The following is a 22,858-nucleotide window of genomic DNA, read 5'->3' on the forward strand; positions in this document are numbered from 1 at the left end:
CTTGTTCGTTGTCTTGCTCATGGTGACTCCACTTTCTCAGAAGTTGGAGCCTCCGGCAAACCCGGCGCGGTTCAGTGTCATTTACGACCCCCTCAAGAAGGAAGGCATCAACGAGTTCAAGGTCCTCGAGGCGAAGCGCGTCGTCGAGGTTGTGAACAAGTCAGAAGCGACGTATTTCGTCGCGCCCGAACCAGACGGCAAGGTTCTCCTAGAGGATGTGCGCAAGGCTGCCNTTTCTATTGTCTCCCTTGCTTTCAAGGAAGACAACAAATGGCGGCTGCACGACGGCAACTCACAGATAAGCGCCATTATCGAGGACAAGGACTTCCTCTATAAGGTAGATCACCAGCAGATTTCGTTCACAAAGGGCGATGTCCTCGTGTGCCAGGTCCGCGTGACACAGACGCAGACGGGAGCCGGCCTGAAGACCGAGTATGCTGTGATCAAGGTCGAGCAACACATCCGTAGCCCGCAGCAGATGGACCTGCTCATTGAGGAGCCTAAGGGCGGCATTTAACCTCGACGATGCAGATGGACCTAATCCCTCTCGGCCCTCTCGGCCTGATGCGCGTGATAGCCGCATAGGCCGGGATAGCTTTCGTTGTAGTCGTTGACGTGGATGGCCTCGCCGCAGACACCGCACTCACCAGGTGCCGAGGCATCACACACGACGCACTGGCCGACGTCGATGAGGTAGGTTTCCTGACCGCACTCGTAACAAGAGGCGATTGGAGGCTCCCCGCCGTCGGTCATCGCTATGTAAGCGAGGCCTGCGGCTTCGGAGGCGAGAGCAGGCTCCATCATCTCGCCGAGGTCGAGGCTGTCCTCTCCGCATGCGCGACACGCGAACTCGATTTCAATCGGTGTCGTGTTGTCGGGGTCCTGCTGTCTAATGAGGCTCGAGCCGCAATTGGTGCAGCTAAGATGCTCGATTGGAAATCCGACTTCAGACTCCGGCCACTGGAGCTTTTCGAAAGTCGCCGCACACTCCTTCTCAATTTCAGCGAAGATGTCCGCGTTGTTCAGCAGGAACGTCCAGCATTCGGTTCGGAATTCTTGTTCCGGATTGGTCTTGAGCTGGTCACGCATGATCGTGTTGATCAAAGGAAGCGCATTGGCGAGCGCTTCCTTCACGACGGCCTCCGGCGTGGTCAGATATAGATGCTCGATCGTGTTGCGATGTTTCGTTAGTTCTTCGAGTTTGGTCCAGTCTAGCGTCAGGCCGAGGAGCTTGTACCGGGCCTTGATATCGAACGCGTCCACGGTTTTGTTCTTGTTCGGCTGCCACTCGATCTTGCCGTCCGCCCGCTTCTTAGGCTCCATCTTGATGTAGATGAGCGAGCCTTCGCCGTCCGGGGAATGTTGCCATAGGACGGTCTTGCAGAGCAAAAGAACGCCTGCGTGAACGTTGCGCACGGCCGAGAGGGCGCGGCGGCCTTCATTCGATTGGAAGTCCTCGACTCCGACCTCGATCGAGTCGATCGCGTTTCTAAGCAACTTGTCCATGCCGTTTTCCTACGTTCATCGATTGAGGACGACTTCTTGACAGGCCAGCATGCGAATCAAAGACTCTTCACTTCCGTAGATCGAGTAGTCGGTGATGTCCATGGTGTGCAGGTCCTGCAGCGGTTTCTCGCGATCCTTGCCGCTCAGGATGTATTTCTTCATCCGATGGTCGTCCGGCATCAATAAAATTGCGTCGTCTTGCGGCGTGAAAAAGAACGTCTCGTTGGCCTGGTTCATGCAGACGGTATAGGTGCGCTGCTGCGGTAATGCCGAGGATGGGTTTCACGTATGAGCCTATGGTCGTGATTATGGGATCGTCAAAGTTCTGGGTACGGTGATGTCCGCCCTATTCCTTGAACGCCCAGATCGCAACGTCAGTGTCACGGTTTGACGTGGAATAGGAAAAGAACGCCGCAACGAAAAATGTGTGGCTCCAGTCGAGCAGTGTCGTGGGGAAGCCGTGGTGTCGCGCGTAGCACAGTAGCATCTGTATGCGGCAGCTCTCCGCCTGCATCGATTTCGACGTAGTCCGGGATAATGTCACCATCGAACTTGTTCGAGGTTAGAGAAATGATCGCTGAAATGGCTTTCGAGAAATAGCGGTAGTAATCCCGCTGAACGCATCTTGATGGTCAACGGAAGCTGTCAATCTCGTTGAATCGAATGACCCAACCTCCATTACTGCAACCCTCGAACAATTTGAGGAAATGTTGACGCTCGGTCCCGCGACGGAGAAATCGAGGTCGATCGGCCCNAAAAAATAAAATGGACAGATCAAACACCGCGAAATGCCCCGATCAGTCAGCAGATGGACAAACCATCCCGGCGAAATCAACGACAATAAAAAACGCTCCCGGAAGTCTTCCGGGAGCGTTTTTACATGGTGGCGACCCCTGTTGGACTCGAACCAACGACAACCTGCTTAGAAGGCAGGTGCTCTATCCAGCTGAGCTAAGGGGCCATGTCCGAATAGAATCAGTGAGTCCAGGGCTGTGTGCGGCTGAACTTGAAATTGTCAGTGTAAGAAACTACTTTGCGAGTGGCTTCCTGCGGTTGAATAACGCGGTAGTCGATGCCTTTGCGCTTCGCGTAGGCTTCGGCCTGCTCCTGCGTTTCAAACAACAATTTGACCTGCTGCTTCATATCTGACGAAGAAGTGTAACCCATGATCGGATCGATCTTGCGGGGAACCTCGGCATCGAACTCCAGCACCCATTGATTGGTCTTGGCCTTGCCAGATTGCATGGCCGTTTTTGCTGGGCGATAAATTTTTGCAGACATCTCAAACTGCTCCGGTCGTACGATCAAGCGGCCTTCCGCTTTTTCTAGCCATCACACATCATAGATTTATAACAGCGCGATAGCNAAACTCAATTGGACTGAACGCCTTATGAAGTCAAGCCGATCATGCCCTGCATGTTACGGAAACCATAAATGCCATCGCTGCTGAAAAGCCATTGTCGCGTCTTGCGCGTTACCCGCGAAGCATATTTTATCGGCCCGCAATGCAAAGGACATCAGACATGAATGAAAACGTCATTAAATTTCGCAAGCCGGAGCCACCGAAGCAGCCGCGCAAACCGAACCCGCAATTGCGCAAGCTCGCCATCATCCTTGGCGTCATCGCATTCTTCATCGCTGCCTGGGGCTATTTTCAATATCTGGCTTAAAGCTAGACGCCGCAAGGCGCAAGCCGATGATATCGGCTTCAACTTATCATATTGTACATTAGGGAAATTGTGGAAGTCATTGTAAAACCATGACTTCAGAAAGTGGTCGGAGTGGAGAGATTCGAACTCCCGACCCTCTGGTCCCAAACCAGATGCGCTACCAGACTGCGCTACACTCCGTCTTTCGATGGTGGGGAGATACACGGTTCACCCCTGCCCTGCAACAGGTNAAATCATCTTTCTTTTGNTTTTTTTCACAAGCCGGTCGTTCCAGGCAAATCCGTTCAAAACATTGCCTCAAGACAAGATTACGAAGTTTTCACTTCACCCTGCGCCAAAGCTATGCGAAGCCGGACGGGACAGACGGACACAATGTCGAAAACCTTAATGGCTTGCAAAAATTATGTTTTTGCCNAAAGCGGCCACGGCATTGTCTTGATAGGTAAAGAGAATGAACTCCGCCGACGACAGCAACAAGACATCGAACCATCCATCAGAGCAACCGGATCTGCGCGACATTCTGGTTTCCGCGAAAACCGGNAAAAAGAAGTCGCGCCGCTTTCTGTATACGACGGTAATGGTGTTGGCGCTGGCGGGTGCTGGTGGCTATTATTATATCGCTGGCGGTTCGCGTGTCGCTTACACCTATACCACGCAGGATGCCAAGAAAGGCGATCTCTCGGTCATTGTCACGTCCACCGGCTCCGTACAACCGACAGATCAGGTGGATATTTCCAGTGAGCTTTCCGGGACCATCCGCAAGGTCAACGTGACCTATAATAGTCCTGTCAAATCAGGGGACGTTCTGGCAGAACTGGATACCAACAAGCTGGAAGCCGATGTCCAGAGCGCCCGCGCTAAACTCGCCTCCGCCAAAGCCAGCGTGCTAAAGGCGCAAGCTGATCTGGGTTCTGCGAAATCATCGATGGAACGGCTGAGATCGCTGGTTCAAAGCCGCGTTTCCAGCCAGCAGGACCTCGAAGTGGCGCAATTCAATTATGACGCCGCTGGCGCGACGCTCCAGGTCAACAGCGCCTCGGTCCTGTCATCTGAAGCAGATCTGCGGCTGGCCGAACTCAACCTCGGCAAGGCAAGGATAATCTCGCCCATCGATGGCGTGGTTCTGACGCGCGATGTCGATCCCGGTGCAACTGTCGCGTCTTCGCTGAATGCACCCGTGCTGTTCACCATCGCGGGTGATTTGCGCCACATGGAGCTTCAGGTGGCGATCGATGAAGCTGATGTCGGCAAGGTCGAGAAAGGGCAAACGGCAACATTCAATGTGGACGCCTACCCGGAACGAAGCTTTCCGGCGGCCATCGAAACGGTGCGATTTGCATCTGAAACGGTTTCCAACGTGGTCACTTACAAGGGCATATTGACGGTGGATAACGCGGAATTGCTGCTGCGGCCCGGCATGACGGCAACCGCAAACATCGTCGTGGAGCGGGTGAAAGACGCCATTCTTGTTCCAAACGCTGCCCTTCGATACACGCCTCCGCGTGAATCGGCATCACGTGGTGGCGGTTTGATGGGGCTGTTTCGCCCTCCCCGCATGGGTCGCCAGCGGGGCGGCAGTGGCGGTGAGCAGGAACCGACGAAGCGCAGCGTCTGGGTGTTGCGCAACAACGCACCCGTGGCCGTGCAGGTCGAAACGGGCGCGACCGATGGCCAGTTTACGGCGATCAAATCCGGTGAGATCAAGCCCGACGATCAGATCATAACCGACGCCACCCAACGCAGCAGTTGAGGCGGGAAAAGCGCATGAAAGGTCAACCACTCATCGAATTTCGAAACGTCGTCAAACAATATGGCGTCGGCGAAGCAACGATTCGGGCGCTCGATCGCGTCAGCCTGTCGATCCGAGAAGGCGAGTTCGTCGCGATCATGGGGCCATCAGGTTCCGGCAAGTCGACATCAATGAACATTATCGGTTGCCTGGATACGCCGACATCCGGAGAATATCTGTTCCAGGGCGTGCCAACGAGTGGCTTTGGAAGCGAGCAACTGACGCTTTTGCGCAGACACATGCTGGGTTTCGTGTTTCAGGGCTTCAACCTCTTGCCGCGGACCTCGGCTGTGGAGAATGTAGAGCTGCCCTTGATCTATCGTGGAATGAAGACAGCGGAGCGACGCCCCCGCGCCATGGAGGCGCTGGCGCAAGTCGGCTTGGCCGGACGTGAGCACCACACCACGCAGGAACTGTCCGGCGGCCAGCAACAGCGCGTGGCCATTGCCCGCGCCATCGTCACCCGCCCGGCCCTGCTTCTGGCAGATGAACCGACCGGTAATCTCGATACAAAGACCAGCACAGAGATCATGGAGTTGATCACCTCGCTCAACCGCGACAAGGGCATCACTGTCGTGATGGTCACCCATGAAGAAGACATCGCCGCCTATGGAAACCGGCTTCTGCGTTTCGTGGATGGACATCTCGAATCGGATAGCGCGGTGATGCAACAGGAGGCGGCAGATGTTTCTTGAAACCGCGCGCCTCGCACTGCGTGCTATCAGCCGCAACATATTGCGCTCTTTTCTGACTGTACTCGGCGTCGTCATCGGCGTTGCCGCGGTCATCGCCATGGTGACGATCGGCAACGGCACGACGGCGCAGGTCAAATCAGAACTGTCGCGCCTCGGCACCAACATGCTGTTCGTGCGCCCCGGCCAGTTCGGNCCCGGTCGGGCCAGCACGGAGGCAAAGCGGTTCAACGACCATGATGTGCAGGCCATGCGCGACCAGCTTGGCGGCATCCGCGCCGTGGCCCCGGTCAACAGAAGCTCGGCGGCTACCGTTATCTATGGCGGCAAGAACCACTCCACCAGCGTCGTTGGCACCACCAATGACTATCTGATCACGCAGGACTGGACACTGTCACAGGGCCGCACGTTTCTGCCCGCAGAAGATCGCGGCGGCCAGATCGGCTGTATCATCGGCGAAACGGTGCGCCAGGAATTGTTTGGCGCAGCAAATCCGGTTGGTCAGACCATCCGCGTCAGCAATATTTCCTGCCCGGTCATCGCGGTTCTTGCCCGCAAAGGCCAATCCGGTCTTGGCGACGATCAGGACGATACCATCATCATGCCGTTGAAAATTCACCAGCGGCGCATCGGCGGCACCACGACCATTTCCAGCATCATGGTGTCGGCGCAGGACGGCGTTTCAACGGCAAAGGTTCAGTCGGATATAGAGAACCTGCTACGCGAGCGGCGGCGGATCGCTCTCGGCCGGGACGATGATTTCAGCGTCAACGACATGGCGCAGATCGCCTCCGCCATGACTGGCACAACGACGCTATTGACGGGCCTGCTGGGGGCTGTCGCTGCCGTCAGCCTGCTCGTCGGCGGTATCGGCATCATGAACATCATGCTGGTATCGGTTACAGAGCGCACACGCGAAATCGGCATTCGCCTGGCTATCGGCGCGCTGGNAAAGCAGGTGCTGACGCAGTTTCTGGTGGAAGCAGTCATGCTCTCTGCCTTCGGGGGTGTGGCGGGCATATTGTTCGGTCTTGGGCTTGCCTACAGCGTCGTGACTTTTCTCGGCGTGCCCTTCGTCACCAGNCCCGCGATCATCGCGTTGGCGTTCGCATTTTCAGCCGCGATCGGCGTCATCTTCGGCTATTTTCCGGCAAGAAGGGCAGCAAGTCTCAGCCCTATCGAGGCGTTGAGGCACGAATGACACTGACCGTTGTCATTGCTCCATCCCCTCTCCATATAAGAAAGGTATGAAAGAGGAGCTTTGAAGTGAGCGTCGCGTTTGTCAAAGAAGAGAGTGCCGAAACCGCAGCCGAAACACAGTTGCCGGATCGCCCGGTTTCGCAGCATCCCAACCTCGTCACCGAAGCCGGGCTAAAGGCGCTGGCGGCGCAGGTTGATGAAGCCCGCAAGGCCTTCGATGAGGCAAATGCAATCGAAGACATTAACGAGCGCAGACGCCTGGCCGCACCGCACATGCGCGACCTCCGCTATTTCTCCGAACGCCTGCATACGGCCCAGCCAATGCCAGCGCCAGAAAGCAACGATATCGTCGCCTTTGGCAGCACTGTTACGTTCGACAGGGATGACGGGCGCGTACAAACATTTCGTATCGTTGGAGAAGACGAGGCGGACCCGAAGGCGGGCTCGATGTCTCATGTATCACCCGTCGCCCGCGCCCTTTTGGGCAAGGCCGTGGGAGACCTCGTGCAAGTTGGCGACCAGGAGCTGGAAATCACCGCAATCGCCTGATTGCCGGGTTGCGGGGCTGGTCGACACGCTATATCTGATCGGTNAAACAAGCTTTTTCCGAACAATAAGGCCGGNCCTCCCATGTCAGTGGATTTTCTCGTCACCCATTCCGGTGGCTTCCATGCCGATGAACTGCTGTCCAGCGTCATCCTCACCCGGCTTTTCCCGCAGGCGAAGATCGTTCGCAGCCGCGCCCCGGACTGCATCACGCCTAGCGCGGATCGCATCANTTACGATGTCGGCGGTGCCTACGACGCCGAGACGCACATTTTCGATCATCACCAGCGCGGCGCACCGCTTCGCGAAGATGGCCAGCCTTACAGCTCGTTCGGTTTGATCTGGAAACATTACGGCCATCAGTATCTGACTGCCTATGGTGTGCCGGAAGCCCATATCGAAGCCATCCATACCTCGTTCGACTCGGGCTTCGTGCTGCCCATCGACCTCATGGACAATGGCGCACTCAGCCCGGCGACGGCAGGTTTGCTCGCAGGGCTGACGTTGCCGGCGCTTCTCGAAACATTGAAGCCCGTCTTCGATAATAACGATCCAGAGGCGGATGATCTGGCGTTTCATGCTGCTCTTGCCATCGCGCGCAGCTTCGTTGAGGCCAGTATCGGTAAGAAGGCCGCAAAATTGCGAGCCGAATCACTGGTACTGGACGCCATCGNAAAAACTGGCGAAGGCCGCGTTCTGGAATTGCCGCTCGGCATGCCCTTCCGCCCTGCAGTGGTCAAAGCAGGAGCGGACCACCTGCTCTTCGTAGTCCACCCGCGTGACAAGGACTGGTGCCTGACCGGCATTCGCCGCGCCGATGATGGCTTCGAGCTGCGCGCCGACCTGCCCGCCGCATGGGCGGGACTGACGAATGGTGATCTGGAGACGGCGTCGGGTGTCGATGGCGCAACCTTCTGTCACAATGGGCGATTTATTGCTGCGGCGAAGACGCGGGAAGCGGCGTTGGCTATGGCGGAGATTGCTGTGCGGGAAGCGGTTTAAGCAAAGCGATAAAGACGCGGACTACACCGACCGTCATCCTCGGCTTGTCCCAAGGATCTACCCACGTTGCGAAGAATGAGACGTAGGATGCTCGGGACAAGCCCGAGCATAACCAAGTGAGAGGCCGTGGCCTCCACCTGTGAAGTTTCCTAGACGCTGAGCGCCTCCTGGCGCTGTTTCGCAAGGACCGCCAAATCCGCAGGCTTCAGCTCAACCGACTCACCGCAGCCACAAGCAGATGTCTGGTTCGGGTTGGTGAACGTAAATCCGGAGCGCANTTTCGTGATTTCGAAATCCATCTGGGTGCCGAGTAGATACAGCACGGCCGATGGCTCGATCCAGACTTTGGCGTCCTGAAATTCGATCAGGTCATCCTTGGCGGATGGTTCGGTCACAAGGTCTATGGTGTATTCCATCCCTGCGCAGCCGCCCTTCTTGATACCAACGCGAAGGCCCCTGGCGTCCGGTCCAGAATTTTCGACGATTGCTTTGACACGGGAGGCGGCAGCCTCGGTCATGGTCATAACTGCAAAGCCCATGGGCCCATTCTCCTTCAACAAACGGGTTCAAGGCCCGATGCTTTCATGGATTGAATCTAGTCTCATCATCAGCCGGTATCAAGGCTCAATACCAACCGACGGCGACCTGCGCTTCTTCCGACATGCGATCCGGCGTCCATGGCGGATCGAACGTCATTTCGACGGTCACACCCAATACGCCTTCGACGGCACCGACTGCATTTTCCACCCAGCCCGGCATTTCACCGGCAACCGGGCAACCAGGTGCGGTCAACGTCATCATGATCTTGACCATGCGGTCGTCTTCGACGTCGATCTTGTAGATCAGTCCGAGTTCAAAGATATCAGCCGGAATTTCCGGGTCGTAGACGGTTTTCAGCGCGGCTATCACGTCGTCGCTGATACGTGCCAGTTCATCCGGCGCGATATTTGAAACCTTTGCCGGAACGTCTGCTGCGGCTGGTGTCTGCTCGGTGATGTCAGTCGTCATGGTCCTGATCCTTCAGGCGAAAAATGTGCGGGCGTAATCCAGCGCTTCAGCCAGAGCGTCCACTTCCGCGCGCGTATTGTAAAGGCCGAACGATGCACGGCATGTGGAGGTGACGCCGAAGCGTTTCAAGAGCGGCATGGCGCAATGGGTGCCAGCGCGCACGGCAACGCCGCGCCTGTCGATGACCATCGAGACGTCGTGGGCGTGAATGCCCTCAAGCTCGAACGAGAAAATCCCGCCTTTATCAGGCGCATTTCCGATAATACGAAGCGAGTTGATCTCGCGCAGCCGTTCCGCCGCATAGGCAGCCAGATCAGCCTCATGCGCCGCAATGGCTGCACGGCCGATACCGTCCATATAATCCAGCGCGTAACCGAGACCGATGGCCTGCACGATGGGCGGTGTACCCGCCTCGAAACGATGCGGCGGCTCGTTATAGGTGATCGCGTCTTCGGACACGTCGAGAATCATCTCGCCGCCGCCCTGAAACGGACGCATCTCTTTCAAGCGATCGGCTTTGCCATAGAGCACGCCGATGCCGGAGGGACCGTAGAGCTTGTGGCCGGTCATGACATACCAGTCGCAGTCGATATCGCGCACGTCGACCGGCATATGAACCGCGGCCTGACTGCCATCCACCAGCACAGGAATACCGCGCTCATGCGCAATGCGGCAGATTTCCTTGACGGGAACGACAGTTCCCAAGGCGTTCGACATATGGGTAATGGCGACGAGCTTGGTCTTTTCGGTCAGGCTCNTTTCGAAGTCTTCGATGTGAAAGGCACCATCATCATCCACCGGCACCCAGACGAGCTTGGCACCCTGCCGTTCGCGAATGAAATGCCACGGAACGATGTTGGAGTGATGCTCCATGATAGACAGAACGATCTCATCGCCCTCGCCGATCTTGGGCATTCCATAACCATAAGCGACAGTATTGATCGCCTCGGTCGAGGATTTGGTAAAAACGATCTCGTCCACCGAACCGGCATTCAGGAAGCGACGCACCTTCTCGCGCGATGCCTCATAAGCATCGGTTGCGGCATTTGAGAGAAAATGCAGGCCGCGATGCACGTTCGCATATTCATTGGCATAAGCGTTCGAGATGGCATCAATCACCACCTGCGGCTTTTGTGCGGACGCGCCGTTGTCCAGATAGACCAGCGGCTTGCCATAGACCTCGCGCGAAAGGATCGGAAAATCCTTCCGCACGGCTTCGACGTCATAAGGGGCGGCCACTTCGGCGCGTTCGCGATCAGGCATGATGTTCCAGCCAGCTGGCGATGATATCTTCTAGCGCTTCTACCAGTTGTTCGTCTTCCAGCTCTTCGATGATCTCATCGACGAAGGCATTGACCAGCATGGCCCGTGCCTTTGCCCGTGGCACGCCACGCGCCATCAGGTAATAGAGGTGGTTGTCGCTGATATCGGCAACTGTCGCACCATGTCCGCACTGAACGTCATCCGCGAAGATTTCCAACTCAGGCTTGGCCGAAAACTCGCCATCGTCAGACATCAGCAGCGTGTTGCAGGCCATCTTGGCATCGGTCTTCTGGGCATCGGGCGCAACCCGGATCATGCCCTGGNAAATGCCCTTGGCGCGGTCGAACACCACGTTGCGGAACACTTCCGTCGAAGTCGTGTTCGGCACGTTGTGGCCGAGAACCATCGTCACATCAGTATGCGTTTCGCCACCCAGCAGGTTGACGCCACGGATAGAGAGGTCGGAGCCCTCGCCGTTCACATCGACGCGAAGTTCCTGACGCACCAGCTTGCCGCCGGCATTGATGACGAACAGACGCAGCTTGGCATCCGCACCCATGACGATACGCAACTGACCGAGATGCGTATCTGCTGCACCCTGTTGCTGGAGAATGACGTAGGTCGCTTCCGCGCCGTCTTGAACCTTGATCTCGCTGACCGAAGACACAAAGGCCGCCTCATCGGTCACCGACAGGTGACGCTCGATGATGGTTGCTTTGGAGCCCTTGCCGAAGGTTACAGGGAAACGGCTGTGAACCTGCCCTGCCCCATGAATGGCTTGAAGCTCCAGCGGATTGACGAAGACAGAATCATCGGGAACGACGACGGACAGGCCGTCACGCACGAAGCTGCCATTGATGCGGCCGATCGCATCATCCTTGCTGGCAGCAACGAGAGCGGCAGCGGCTGTACCATCGGTGAGGCTCTCAGCATAGCTTTCGATCTTGAAGCCTTCGATCTCGGAATCGACTGCCTTGCCGTGCATCACGTAAGCAATCAGCGCGCCGGCAACGAGCGCCGCGCGCNTTTTCGATCATGGGTGCAGGCGCATCTTCGGGCAAGCCGCGCAGCAGTGTCTTCAGATCGGTATAGTGCCAAGCCTCGACGCGACGCGTCGGCAGGCCGCCAGTCTTCAGGTCATCGAACAGCACATCGCGTGCCGCAACGACGTTACCGTCGCCCGGCAAAGCGCTGAACTTGGCAGTGAAAGCCTCAGCCAGCGCTAGTTCCGCTGGCGTCTGCCGGTTGGTTGTTTGCATGTTCATAACATCACCTTTCCCAGCCAATCAGGCTGCTTCACCGATGATGTCGGCGTAACCGTTGGATTCCAGATCGAGCGCGAGGCTCTTGTCGCCGGAACGAATGATCTTGCCCTTGTAGAGAACGTGAACGCTATCCGGCACGATGTAATCAAGCAGGCGCTGATAGTGGGTGATGACGATGGTCGCACGGTCCGGGGACTTCAGGGCGTTGACGCCATCAGCCACGATCTTCAGCGCGTCGATATCGAGACCAGAGTCGGTCTCGTCAAGCACGCAAAGCTTTGGCTCCAGCAACGCCATCTGCAGAATTTCTGCGCGCTTCTTTTCACCACCGGAAAAACCGACGTTCAGCGGACGCTTCAGCATGTCCATGTCGATCTTCAGATCGCCAGCGGCTTCCTTCACGCGTCTGATGAAGTCAGGCGTCGTCAGCTCAGCTTCGCCGCGCGCCTTGCGCTGCTCGTTCATAGCAACCTTGAGAAACTGCATCGTGGCAACGCCGGGAATTTCGACCGGGTACTGGAAGGCAAGAAAGATGCCCTTGGCAGCGCGTTCGGCAGCGTCCAGTTCCAGAATGCTTTCGCCGTTATAGAGAATGTCACCGGAGGTGACTTCGTAGTCTTCACGGCCCGACAGAATATAGGACAGCGTGGACTTGCCAGAGCCATTCGGCCCCATGATAGCCGCCACTTCCCCAGCCGCAACCTTCAGGTTCAAGCCCTTGATGATCTCAGTTTCGGTATCGGCGATCTTTGCGTGCAGGTCGATGATTTCAAGCATGTTGTTTTCCTTTCTCACGCAAACCCGTTGGGTAAGCGGTTAGGTTCCTGAACATGAAGTTCAAATCCCACGATAGGAACCAGAGTATCNTTTTGATTTAGGGCATAAGGTGCGCCGCGTATTAAGGAGGCCCACATCTTTTTAGCTAAAGGCAACAGTTCCGAGTTGTGAGAAGCACGAAATGTGTGTGTCCATACAATCCATCCCACTGCCATTGTTTCAAGCCCGCAAGCTTGGAGTCTCTGTGTTTCTAAAACGCCATGTCCAATCAAATCTGGGCGAGCCAAAATGAGATTTTGCGGATCATAAAAATCGCCAAAAACGAAATTCGTATTTGCCGTATGCTCTACGGTAGCAACAGCTAATCCCAAATCTTCGGCGTGTGACTGCTCCAGACGACCAATGAAGTCCTGAATTTGGTCAGCACCTGACGGGCGTTTTTTGAAGAGACGAAAGATCACCCCACAGAACCTTCCAACGAAATCCCGATCAGCTTCTGCGCTTCAACCGCAAACTCCATCGGCAACTGCTGGATAACGTCCTTCACGAAGCCGTTGACGATCAGCGCGATGGCTGACTCCTCTGGAATGCCGCGCTGCAGGCAGTAGAACAGCTGGTCCTCGGAAATCTTGGACGTGGTCGCTTCATGCTCGAACTGGCAGGACGAGTTTTTCGCTTCGATATAAGGCACGGTGTGTGCGCCGCACTTGTCGCCGATAAGCAGTGAATCGCACTGCGTAAAGTTGCGCGTATTCGTCGCCTTGCGGTGGGCCGAGACCTGGCCGCGATAGACGTTTTCAGAGAAACCGGCAGCGATGCCCTTGGCGATGATGCGGCTCGACGTGTTCTTGCCGAGGTGAATCATCTTGGTGCCAGAGTCGATCTGCTGGTGACCGTTGGACACGGCAATCGAATAGAACTCACCACGGCTGTCATCACCGCGCAGAATGCAGGACGGGTACTTCCAAGTGATGGCAGAGCCGGTTTCAACCTGCGTCCACGAAATCTTCGAACGGTGGCCACGGCAATCGCCGCGCTTGGTCACGAAGTTGTAGATGCCGCCCTTGCCGTCCTTATCACCAGGATACCAGTTCTGGACGGTGGAATATTTGATTTCGGCATCATCCAAAGCCACAAGCTCGACCACGGCAGCATGAAGCTGGTTCTCGTCGCGCTGCGGTGCCGTGCAGCCTTCGAGATAGGACACGTAAGCGCCCTCTTCCGCGATGATCAGCGTGCGCTCGAACTGGCCGGTGTTCTTCTCGTTGATACGGAAATAGGTGGACAGCTCCATCGGGCAACGAACGCCCTTCGGCACGAACACGAAGGAACCATCGGTGAAGACAGCCGAGTTCAGCGTCGCGTAATAATTGTCCGTCGTCGGAACGACCGAGCCGATATATTTCTTGATGAGGTCAGGATATTCGCGAATGGCTTCCGAAATCGACATGAAAATCACGCCAGCCTTCATCAGCTCTTTCTTGAACGTGGTCACGACCGACACGCTGTCGAACACGGCATCCACGGCCACGCGACGGTTTTCGACGCCGGCCAGAATTTCCTGCTCCATCAGCGGAATGCCGAGCTTCGCGTAAACCTTCAACAGCTCGGGATCGACATCCTCAAGCGACTTGGGGCCAGGCGTGCTCTTTGGTGCCGCGTAATAATAGAGATCGTTGAAATCGATCTTCGGATAATTGACGCGCGCCCAGGTTGGCTCTTCCATCGTCAGCCAGCGCTGGTACGCCTCAAGACGCCAAGCAAGCATCCATTCCGGCTCTTCCTTCTTGGCGGAAATGAAACGGATCACCTCTTCGGACAGGCCTTTCGGCGCCTTGTCCACTTCGATCTCGGTTTCAAAACCGTATTTATACTGGTCCACATCGATCTGGCGGACCTGATCGATCGTTTCCTGAACCGCTGCCATAGTCGTTCTCCAATCTCGCCGGATCCAANGTCCGGTGGCTTGTCAACGTATCAAGACGGAAGACCCGCCTTCATTCGTGTCCAGCATAACTTGTATCGTTATGCCTTATTTAGGGACCGGATGGCGCTTTTCACACTCTCCGGCAAGCGGAAATTTGACTTTCCGCAATTGTTTTTGACATTACGCCGCCTGCACGGCCAGCTTTCGCCGCCCGGCTATTTTTGCAAACGCCGCGATGGCCTTGTCGATATCAGCTTCATTTGTCGCCGCACCCAGCGAAATGCGCAAGGCACCCAGCTTGGGATCATGCCCCATGGCCGTCAGCACATGGCTTTCGCCCACCTTGCCGGAGGAGCAGGCAGCACCCGCGGAAAGCGCGATGCCTTCAATATCGAAGGCAATCTGCCCCGTCTCGGATTTCAGGCCCGGCAGGGTGAAAAACGTGGTGTTGCAGACCCGCGCCGCATCGGCACCGTGAATGATAACATCCGGTGCCATGGCGCGCATCGCGTTTTCCAAAGTGTCACGCAATACGCTCAGACGCTGCGCTTCCGCATCGCGGTTTTTCAAAGCTTCAACGGCAGCCGTTCCGAACCCGATAATGGCAGATGTATTCTCCGTACCGGATCGATGACCCTTTTCCTGGCCACCGCCATGGATCAAAGGCTTCGGCATCATCACCTCGCCACGGGAGATCAATGCACCCATGCCTTTGGGGCCACCGATCTTGTGGGAGGAGACAATCAGAAAATCCGCGCCAAGCGTCTCGATATCGACAGCAATACGGCCGACCGCCTGAACGGCATCTACGACCAGCAATCCGCCAGCGGCATGAACCAGACGCGCCGCTTCCGCCACCGGCTGGACAATGCCAGTCTCATTATTAACCAGCATCAGCGCGACCATCGGCAGACCTTTGGCGGCATCATGCGAGGCCAGAGCAGCCTCAAGCGCCGCAAGATCAAGCATACCGGCAGCTGTAACCGCGATTTCGCTGACATCGGCCTTATCAAACCGCCCGCCTTCACGAATGGCCGGATGCTCGATGGCCGAAACATAGAGATGACTGACAGAAAGTGCTGAACGTCCCATCTTGAACGAAGGCGACAGAACCAGATTGGCAGCTTCCGTCGCACCACTGGTGAAAACGACATGCGATGCCTGCGCACCCACCAGAGCGGCCACATCACGGCGCGCCGCTTCAACAGCAGCACGAATGGCGCGACCTTCCTTGTGGACGGAAGACGGGTTACCGGACAGATCGAGAGCCAAGACAAACGCATCCCGGACGGCGGGCAGCAAGGGTGCCGTCGCGTTCCAGTCCAGATATGTGCGCGTTATCGTGCTCATGGGGAAACTGTCTGTCTAACCTATGATTGATGCGCCAAAGCGCATTTTCCTTGAAATTTCCGTCGTGCTTGCCTTATGACACGTCCAACAGTGCAGACAGCACACGAAGTTTCGAATAATTCTAAACTGGGTTTTAGAAAAGCTGACCATCCGCGTCAAGTCTTCTTGCGCATGGAAAAGGTTCAGAAACACAAAAACACGACCGGAGTACATATGCCCGAAGTCATTTTCAACGGCCCTGCGGGTCGCCTCGAAGGCCGCTACCAGCCATCCAAGGNAAAAAGCGCCCCGATCGCCATCATCCTGCACCCGCACCCGCAGTTCGGCGGCACGATGAACAACCAGATCGTATACCAGTTGTTCTATCTGTTCCAGAAGCGCGGCTTCACCACATTGCGCTTCAACTTCCGCTCCATCGGCCGCAGTCAGGGCGAGTTCGACCATGGCGCTGGCGAATTGTCGGATGCCGCATCGGCACTGGACTGGGTACAGAGCCTGCACCCCGATTCGAAAAGCTGTTGGGTCGCCGGTTACTCCTTCGGTTCGTGGATTGGCATGCAGCTTCTGATGCGCCGCCCGGAAATCGAAGGCTTCATGTCCATCGCACCGCAGCCCAACACCTACGACTTCTCGTTCCTGGCACCTTGCCCATCTTCCGGCCTCATCATCAATGGTGATGCGGACAAGGTCGCGCCTGAGAAGGACGTGAACGTTCTTGTTGAAAAACTCAAGACACAAAAGGGTATCTTGATCACCCACCGCACCCTGCCGGGCGCAAACCACTTCTTCAGTGGTCAGGTGGATACGCTGATGAGCGAATGCGAGGATTATCTGGATCGCCGTTTGAATGGTGAGTTGGTACCGGAGCCTGCCGCGAAGCGGATTCGGTGACATCGGACGTCGTCACCCCGGCCTTGAGCCTGGGTTCAGTGCGATCAATTTCTTGATCGTAGAAAATTCTTTTACGGCGCGTTGCCACCCTTTATCGGCGGCGGGTGGGGCTCACCCCCCTCTGCCCTGCCGGGCATCTCCCCCTCAGGTGGGGAGATCGACTCTTGGCAACCTTTTGCACATCTCGAGCGCTTTGGAAGAGGTTGGCGCTGAACATGCGACTTGAACGGTGAGCATGCCCCCAGCCAATCTCCCCACCTGAGGGGGAGATGCCCGGCAGGGCAGAGGGGGGTAAGCCACACCCGCCGTCACACAACATGACCGCAATTCACGCCCTCGCCAACACCCCACCCGTCACCGGCTCATTCACCCCAGTCGTGCCGGGATAGGTCAGCGGCAAGCCTCTGAGCGACCGCACGGCCAGATAGGCCCAGGCCTCCGCCTCCATCGCTCCGCCATCAAAACCCGCAGCCTCCGCCGCGATCACCTTTGCGCCAAGCTTCGCTGCCTGCTCAGAAAATTCGGCCATGATGACAGGGTTAAGCCGACCACCGCCACAGACAACGTATGTCTTTGCCACTTCCGGCAGATAGCTCGCGGATTTGAGGATTGCAGCGCCCGTCAAATGCGCCAGCGTCCGCGCGCCATCCTCCAGCGAGACCTCACCCTTTGCAGGCGGCAGGAAATCGGAGCGATCCAGCGAGCGGCGGATGTTGGCGGAAAAGAATGGACTTTCCATATAACGCGACACCAGTGACGGAACGACTATACCGCGTGCAGCCGTAACCCCACCCTTGTCGTAAGCCTTGCCGGTATGCGCCTCGATCCATTGGTCGATCAGCATATTGCCGGGGCCGCTGTCAAAGGCTGCCAGCGCGCCGCTTTCACCGATATAGGTGAGGTTCGAAATGCCGCCAATATTGACGAAAACCGCAGGCGTTTCGAACTGCTTTGGCAGATTGGCGGCAAGTGCTGCGTGATAGATCGGGATCAACGGTGCGCCCTGCCCGCCATGCACCATGTCATTGGCGCGCATGTCGTAGACCACGTTGATGCCGGTTTCCGCAGCCAGAAGAGGACCATCACCAATCTGCACGGTCAGCGCATCATCCGGGCGATGCAGCACTGTCTGTCCGTGAAAGCCGATGACGTCGACCTCATGCGCACTCAACCCGTGACGGTGGAGAAAGGATTTAACCGCCGCTGCATGCGCCACCGTCAGCTTGCGCTCGGCGTCACCGAGATCATCGGGTCGCTCGTTGCGCTGGCGGATGGCCTTGGCGGTAACAAGCGCCTTTTGCCACGTCGCGCGCAGTTGCGGATCATAGGGNAAATAACCACTCGGGCCGTGACGGACGATGCTTTCGCCGTCCGTTCGCAGAAGTGCTATGTCGATGCCGTCCATGGACGTTCCGCTCATCAGCCCTATCGCCGTTCTGACCTCGCCCATATCATTCTCCTGCCGGATGGAATCATCTCGTTACCGATTGCCGATATTCATGGCGCAAACGGGTGCANTTTTCNAAAAACAATGCTAATGGCGCGGCATTCACTGGCATTTCAGTGATGCAGCAGACCCAGCCAGAAAGAAAAAGGTTATGTCCAGGTTCAAGTCCGATTTCCTCCGCACACTCGATGAGCGCGGCTTCATTCACCAGATCTCCGATGAGGCAGGTCTCGATGAACTCTTCGCCAAGGAAACCGTGACTGCCTATATCGGCTTCGATCCGACCGCGCCCAGCCTTCATGCTGGCGGTCTGATCCAGATCATGATGCTGCACTGGATGCNAAAGACCGGCCACCAGCCGATCTCGCTGATGGGCGGCGGCACCGGCATGGTGGGCGATCCCTCATTCAAGGACGACGCGCGCCAACTGATGACGATCGATACGATCGAAAGCAACATCGCCTCCATCAAGCGCGTCTTCGCCAATTACCTGAATTACGACGCAGCAACTGCGCCTGCCCTGATGATCAACAATGGCGACTGGTTGCGCGACATCAATTACCTTGAATTCCTGCGCGATGTCGGTCGGCACTTCTCGGTCAACCGCATGCTATCGTTTGAAAGCGTGAAGACGCGGCTGGATCGCGAGCAGTCGCTGTCGTTTCTCGAATTCAACTACATGATCCTTCAGGCCTATGACTTCGTGGAACTGAACAAGCGCACCGGCTGCCGGCTGCAAATGGGCGGTTCCGACCAGTGGGGCAACATCATCAACGGTATTGATCTCGGCCACCGTATGGGAACCCCGCAACTCTACGCGCTGACCTCGCCGCTTTTGACCACATCTTCGGGTGCGAAGATGGGCAAGTCGATGAACGGTGCTGTGTGGCTGAACCCGGACATGCTGTCGGCTTACGATTTCTGGCAATACTGGCGCAACACGGAGGATGCGGACGTTTCACGCTTCCTCAAGCTCTACACGACGCTGCCGATGGATGAGATCGCGCGTCTCTCGGCGCTGGGTGGTTCGGAGATAAACGAGGTCAAGAAAATCCTCGCCACCGAAATCACCGCAATGCTGCATGGCCGTGACAACGCCGAACAGGCAGCTGACACGGCGCGCAAAACCTTTGAGGAAGGCGCGCTGGCAGACAACTTGCCGTCCATCGACGTACCGAAGGCAGAGCTGGAAGCAGGCGTCGGCCTGCTGTCGCTGATCGTCCGTGCCGGTCTTGCCGCCTCCAACGGCGAAGCCCGTCGTCACGTTCAGGGTGGCGCCGTACGCATCAACGACCAGAGTATGTCGGATGAGCGTCAGGTCGTTGGTGCTGGAGAAGTCACAGAAGATGGTGTGGTCAAGCTGTCGCTGGGTAAGAAGAAGCACATCCTCGTGCGGCCGGTATAAGGCTTCAATTCACCAAACAAATGCAGAAAAGGCAGCGTTCGCGCTGCCTTTTTATTGCGATTCTTTTTGGTTGAAGATCAGTTTCTCAGCTTGTAACCCGTCTTGAACATCCAGCCGATCACGCCGAGGCAGGCTGCGAGAAAGACGAAAATCATACCTAAGCTGAGCAACGGATTGACGTCCGAAATCTCGTAAAAACTCCAGCGGAAGCCGCTGATGAGATAGAGTACCGGATTGAAGTGGCTGACCGTCTGCCAGAAGGGCGGCAGCATGCTAATGGAATAGAAGCTCCCCCCAAGGAACGTCAGCGGTGGCACGACCAGCATGGGAATGAGGTTGAGCTGCTCGAAATTCCCGGCCCATATTCCGATGATGAAGCCAAAGAGGCTGAAGCTGATCGCCGTCAGCACAAAGAACAGCAGCATCATGAACGGATGGGCAATCGACACATCGACNAAAAACGAGGCCGTGATGAGGATGATCGTGCCGATCAACAGCCCCTTCGTCGCCGCGGNCCCGACATAGCCCGCCAGGATTTCCGTCATCGCTACCGGGGCCGATAGGATTTCGTAGATGGTGCCGGTGAATTTCGGNAAATAGATGCCGAAGGCGCCATTGCTGATGCACTGGGTCAACAATGTCAGCATGATGAGACCCGGCGTGATGAATGCGCCATAGGACACGCCTTCAACTTCCTGAATGCGCGACCCGATGGCCGTACCGAACACGATGAAATAGAGCGACGTTGAGATGACCGGCGACACCACGCTTTGCAACAGGGTGCGACGCGTGCGGGCCATTTCGAACAGGTAGATGGACTTGATTGCTTCGAAATTCANTTTTGACCTCCCACCAGCGCCACGAAAATATCTTCGAGAGAACTCTGGCGTGTCGAAATATCCTTGAAGTGAATCCCGGCAGCAGACAGCGCCGCCAACAGGTCGGCGATACGGCTCTGCTCGCCATTGCCTTCATATTCGTAAGTCAGGCAGCTGCCGTCTTCCGAGAGAGAAAGCTGAAAGCCGGAAAGACTGTCCGGCAAGACCTTCACTGGATCGGTTAATTCAAGAGAAAGTTGCTTGCGGCCAAGCTTCTGCATCAAGGCGGTCTTGTCTTCCACCAAAAGCAGCTCACCGCCGTTGATGACGCCGACACGGTCGGCAATCTCTTCGGCTTCTTCGATGTAATGAGTAGTGAGGATGATGGTGACGCCAGTCGCGCGAAGATCTGCCACCACTTTCCACATATCGCGCCGCAGAGCGACGTCGACGCCAGCCGTCGGCTCATCCAGAAACAGGATTTGCGGCTCATGCGCCAGCGCCTTGGCAATCAACACACGCCGCTTCATGCCGCCCGAGAGCTCACGCAGCATGTTGTCCTTCTTGTCGAAGAGCGACAGGGATTTGAGGATTTTCTCGATGAGCTCCGGANTTTTCTTCTTGCCATGCAGCCCGCGTGAGAAGGCCACTGTGTTCCAGACGGTTTCGAACTGGTCCGTCGTTAATTCCTGCGGCACGAGCCCGATCAGCTCTCGCGTCTTGCGAAAATCACCGACGACATCGTGACCACCCACCAGAACCCTGCCCTCGCCGGGATTGACCAGACCGCAGATGATGGAAATCAGCGTTGTCTTCCCAGCGCCGTTCGGCCCAAGCAGAGCAAGGATTTCGCCTTTATGGATATCAAGCGTGACGCCCTTCAGGGCCTGAAAGCCATTGGCATAAGACTTCGTCAGGTTCTGGATGGAAACGATTGGCGTAATGGGGGAGTTCATAAGGAATCTTTCAACACGATCATGCTGGACAGCATATAGGTTCAAGATTGCTTAAAAACCATCCCCGCAGCAAGATCATTCCACATGCAGGATCGTTATGAGTAGACCAATTTCAGCTACAATGGCGATAACCAGATTTGCGGGTGCGAAGATCGAAATGGAAGTGGTTCCAGTGGTTTGGATCGCTGCCCGGGCCGAGAACGGTCGAGAAATATTTGCAGCTGTCGGTGCGGACCGCTTTCAGAAGACCCTTCTCGCGGAATGCGAAGAAATTCTTAGAACGCACGTCGATTTCCTTGCCGTTCTTCAGCGTGATGGTGCCGATATCGATGGCGTTGCCGCGCGCATGTTCCGACCAAGGATTGCTGGAGCGCGAATTCATCTTGCGGCAGGAATAACCACCCATCGGCGTGATACGCTCGACGCCCGAGAGATAACGGAAGCGCGAAGACGGCACGAGTTCGAATTTCACCCACTTGGCGAAAGCCAGTGTCACCTGGCAATTCAGTTTTACCGCAGGGCGTATCGCTACGCCGCTGGCAAGTCCTGAGAGCTCGATAGGGTAATCGATGCCGCAAGTCGGGCCATCGGCAATGCGGCCAACATCGCGAAACGAAACGCCAAGTCTGCGCAGTTCGGAACGGCACGACACTTCCGATTGCGGCATCATGCCCGGCGGCGAGGACATACGGCGTTCCTGTGTCGGATTATCGGGCATCAACATCGCAACATCCTGAACAGGCTGGCGTCGGCGCTGCCCTTCACCGGGTGGCGGAATGAGGCGGGATTGGCTGGCAGACTGGTGGCGTGGTTCGGGAGATGGCGGCATCTGGCTGTCCATCTCACCCGACATCGTTCGGCTGGATTGGCCTCCGGATACTTCCATATCCTGCTCTTCGGCCAGGCCGCGCACGGGCGCAACGCCCAAACCGTCATCCATATTGACGCCGCCCTCTCCTTCGGCCATCTCGCTCGACGTCTGCGGCACAATACCAGCACCCCCGCCACCTAGCCGCTGCTGCTGGGCATCAAGGGTCGAATATTGCTCGCCCGGACCTGCCTGCAACAGCGGGTCACGAGAGGGTGAATGGTCTGGCATCGGCTGGGCCAGCGGTGCATAATCGCTGACCGGCTCGTTTCGGACACTACCGGCAGGCGATGTACTGTAATTCTGCTGATTGGATGAGCGAATGGAACTGACGCGCGTGGAGCCGTCGACTTCGGCGGGAGGCACCAGCCCCTCCGCCGAGCACGACGCAATCACCGTGGAAATCGTCAGCAACGTCACAAAACGACGCGGAAGGGAAACATACGCCATACCAGAACCTGTACCTTCAGCGGCCACA

Annotated in this window: 23 protein-coding genes, 2 tRNA genes and 1 pseudogene; 9 read left to right on the forward strand and 17 right to left on the reverse strand. The window is 56.7% G+C overall.

From position 1 onward, the window contains the following. Positions 1 to 19 precede the first annotated feature (19 nt). Complete coding sequence (locus CUC55_RS23760) at positions 20 to 517, forward strand: LAPAL motif-containing putative phage structural protein (RefSeq protein WP_157940977.1); 498 nt, start codon at positions 20 to 22, stop codon at positions 515 to 517. A 20-nt stretch (positions 518 to 537) separates the two neighbouring features. Here CUC55_RS23760 and CUC55_RS18670 read toward each other — a convergent pair whose 3' ends face one another. The 5 genes from CUC55_RS18670 to CUC55_RS18690 all read right to left on the reverse strand — a co-directional run bounded on the left by CUC55_RS18670 (position 538) and on the right by CUC55_RS18690 (position 2,787). Continuing rightward, complete coding sequence (locus CUC55_RS18670; protein ID WP_067645547.1) at positions 538 to 1,506, reverse strand: hypothetical protein; 969 nt, start codon at positions 1,504 to 1,506, stop codon at positions 538 to 540. A 15-nt stretch (positions 1,507 to 1,521) separates the two neighbouring features. After that, complete coding sequence (locus tag CUC55_RS18675) at positions 1,522 to 1,743, reverse strand: hypothetical protein (RefSeq protein WP_067645545.1); 222 nt, start codon at positions 1,741 to 1,743, stop codon at positions 1,522 to 1,524. Positions 1,744 to 1,852: 109 nt separating this feature from the next. Beyond that, complete coding sequence (locus tag CUC55_RS23690) at positions 1,853 to 2,053, reverse strand: FRG domain-containing protein (protein ID WP_082760162.1); 201 nt, start codon at positions 2,051 to 2,053, stop codon at positions 1,853 to 1,855. Between the two features lie 337 nt (positions 2,054 to 2,390). Further along, positions 2,391 to 2,467: transfer RNA gene (locus tag CUC55_RS18685), tRNA-Arg, on the reverse strand. A gap of 14 nt (positions 2,468 to 2,481) precedes the next feature. Beyond that, entirely contained in the window at positions 2,482 to 2,787 is a 306-nt protein-coding gene (locus tag CUC55_RS18690) for an ETC complex I subunit (RefSeq protein WP_067645544.1), read from the reverse strand. A 242-nt stretch (positions 2,788 to 3,029) separates the two neighbouring features. Between CUC55_RS18690 and CUC55_RS22915 the strand changes: the two genes are divergently transcribed. Further along, a complete protein-coding gene (locus tag CUC55_RS22915) occupies positions 3,030 to 3,176 on the forward strand; it encodes a hypothetical protein (RefSeq protein ID WP_170063920.1) in 147 nt (48 codons plus the stop codon). A 103-nt stretch (positions 3,177 to 3,279) separates the two neighbouring features. On the opposite strand, the gene CUC55_RS18695 is transcribed toward CUC55_RS22915, so the two are convergent. Then, positions 3,280 to 3,356 (reverse strand) — tRNA-Pro (locus CUC55_RS18695). 271 nt (positions 3,357 to 3,627) lie between these two features. Here CUC55_RS18695 and CUC55_RS18700 point away from each other — a divergent pair. The 5 genes from CUC55_RS18700 (at position 3,628) to CUC55_RS18720 (ending at position 8,405) form a co-directional block, all read left to right on the forward strand. Then, the gene (locus CUC55_RS18700; protein ID WP_067645542.1) at positions 3,628 to 4,926 is read left to right on the forward strand and encodes an efflux RND transporter periplasmic adaptor subunit; all 1,299 of its coding nucleotides are present in this window, start codon (positions 3,628 to 3,630) and stop codon (positions 4,924 to 4,926) included. 14 nt (positions 4,927 to 4,940) lie between these two features. Continuing rightward, a complete protein-coding gene (locus CUC55_RS18705) occupies positions 4,941 to 5,660 on the forward strand; it encodes an ABC transporter ATP-binding protein (protein WP_067645536.1) in 720 nt (239 codons plus the stop codon). Beyond that, complete coding sequence (locus CUC55_RS18710) at positions 5,650 to 6,858, forward strand: ABC transporter permease (protein WP_103088799.1); 1,209 nt, start codon at positions 5,650 to 5,652, stop codon at positions 6,856 to 6,858. The genes CUC55_RS18705 and CUC55_RS18710 overlap by 11 nt, the downstream gene beginning before the upstream one ends. A gap of 65 nt (positions 6,859 to 6,923) precedes the next feature. Next, positions 6,924 to 7,406 (forward strand): transcription elongation factor GreA, encoded by a 483-nt coding sequence (gene greA, locus CUC55_RS18715; protein ID WP_067645532.1) that lies wholly within the window; start codon positions 6,924 to 6,926, stop codon positions 7,404 to 7,406. A gap of 81 nt (positions 7,407 to 7,487) precedes the next feature. After that, on the forward strand, positions 7,488 to 8,405 hold the full coding sequence (locus tag CUC55_RS18720; protein ID WP_103088800.1) for an MYG1 family protein: 918 nt from the start codon (positions 7,488 to 7,490) through the stop codon (positions 8,403 to 8,405). A gap of 149 nt (positions 8,406 to 8,554) precedes the next feature. Here CUC55_RS18720 and sufA read toward each other — a convergent pair whose 3' ends face one another. The 7 genes and pseudogenes from sufA to CUC55_RS18760 all read right to left on the reverse strand — a co-directional run bounded on the left by sufA (position 8,555) and on the right by CUC55_RS18760 (position 15,995). Further along, entirely contained in the window at positions 8,555 to 8,944 is a 390-nt protein-coding gene (sufA, locus tag CUC55_RS18725) for a Fe-S cluster assembly scaffold SufA (RefSeq protein ID WP_103088801.1), read from the reverse strand. Between the two features lie 85 nt (positions 8,945 to 9,029). Next, positions 9,030 to 9,413, reverse strand: a complete 384-nt coding sequence (locus CUC55_RS18730) for an SUF system Fe-S cluster assembly protein (RefSeq protein WP_067645525.1) — start codon at positions 9,411 to 9,413, stop codon at positions 9,030 to 9,032. A gap of 12 nt (positions 9,414 to 9,425) precedes the next feature. Continuing rightward, entirely contained in the window at positions 9,426 to 10,676 is a 1,251-nt protein-coding gene (locus tag CUC55_RS18735; protein WP_103088802.1) for a cysteine desulfurase, read from the reverse strand. After that, a pseudogene (gene sufD / locus CUC55_RS18740) lies at positions 10,669 to 11,941 on the reverse strand (Fe-S cluster assembly protein SufD). The gene CUC55_RS18735 and the pseudogene sufD overlap by 8 nt, the downstream one beginning before the upstream one ends. A gap of 21 nt (positions 11,942 to 11,962) precedes the next feature. After that, complete coding sequence (sufC, locus tag CUC55_RS18745; RefSeq protein WP_067645519.1) at positions 11,963 to 12,718, reverse strand: Fe-S cluster assembly ATPase SufC; 756 nt, start codon at positions 12,716 to 12,718, stop codon at positions 11,963 to 11,965. Positions 12,719 to 13,175: 457 nt separating this feature from the next. Continuing rightward, complete coding sequence (sufB, locus tag CUC55_RS18755) at positions 13,176 to 14,645, reverse strand: Fe-S cluster assembly protein SufB (RefSeq protein WP_067645515.1); 1,470 nt, start codon at positions 14,643 to 14,645, stop codon at positions 13,176 to 13,178. Positions 14,646 to 14,825: 180 nt separating this feature from the next. Further along, positions 14,826 to 15,995, reverse strand: coding sequence for a cysteine desulfurase family protein (locus CUC55_RS18760; RefSeq protein ID WP_067645513.1), 1,170 nt, complete (start codon positions 15,993 to 15,995; stop codon positions 14,826 to 14,828). Positions 15,996 to 16,208: 213 nt separating this feature from the next. Here CUC55_RS18760 and CUC55_RS18765 point away from each other — a divergent pair, with 213 nt between their 5' ends. Then, entirely contained in the window at positions 16,209 to 16,886 is a 678-nt protein-coding gene (locus CUC55_RS18765) for an alpha/beta hydrolase (protein WP_103088804.1), read from the forward strand. Between the two features lie 328 nt (positions 16,887 to 17,214). Here CUC55_RS18765 and CUC55_RS18775 read toward each other — a convergent pair whose 3' ends face one another. Further along, positions 17,215 to 18,336 (reverse strand): anhydro-N-acetylmuramic acid kinase, encoded by a 1,122-nt coding sequence (locus CUC55_RS18775; protein WP_103088806.1) that lies wholly within the window; start codon positions 18,334 to 18,336, stop codon positions 17,215 to 17,217. Between the two features lie 148 nt (positions 18,337 to 18,484). Here CUC55_RS18775 and tyrS point away from each other — a divergent pair, with 148 nt between their 5' ends. Then, a complete protein-coding gene (gene tyrS, locus CUC55_RS18780) occupies positions 18,485 to 19,738 on the forward strand; it encodes a tyrosine--tRNA ligase (RefSeq protein WP_103088807.1) in 1,254 nt (417 codons plus the stop codon). 77 nt (positions 19,739 to 19,815) lie between these two features. Here the strand turns inward: tyrS and CUC55_RS18785 are convergent, their stop codons facing one another. The 3 genes from CUC55_RS18785 to CUC55_RS18795 form a co-directional block, all read right to left on the reverse strand. After that, a complete protein-coding gene (locus tag CUC55_RS18785) occupies positions 19,816 to 20,577 on the reverse strand; it encodes an ABC transporter permease (RefSeq protein ID WP_280953224.1) in 762 nt (253 codons plus the stop codon). Beyond that, positions 20,574 to 21,500, reverse strand: coding sequence for an ABC transporter ATP-binding protein (locus CUC55_RS18790; RefSeq protein WP_103089194.1), 927 nt, complete (start codon positions 21,498 to 21,500; stop codon positions 20,574 to 20,576). The genes CUC55_RS18785 and CUC55_RS18790 overlap by 4 nt, the downstream gene beginning before the upstream one ends. 124 nt (positions 21,501 to 21,624) lie before the next feature. Beyond that, the gene (locus CUC55_RS18795) at positions 21,625 to 22,830 is read right to left on the reverse strand and encodes an extensin-like domain-containing protein (RefSeq protein ID WP_067645501.1); all 1,206 of its coding nucleotides are present in this window, start codon (positions 22,828 to 22,830) and stop codon (positions 21,625 to 21,627) included. Positions 22,831 to 22,858 lie beyond the last annotated feature (28 nt).

This window comes from Agrobacterium bohemicum, assembly GCF_002896715.1.
GTDB lineage: Bacteria > Pseudomonadota > Alphaproteobacteria > Rhizobiales > Rhizobiaceae > Agrobacterium > Agrobacterium bohemicum.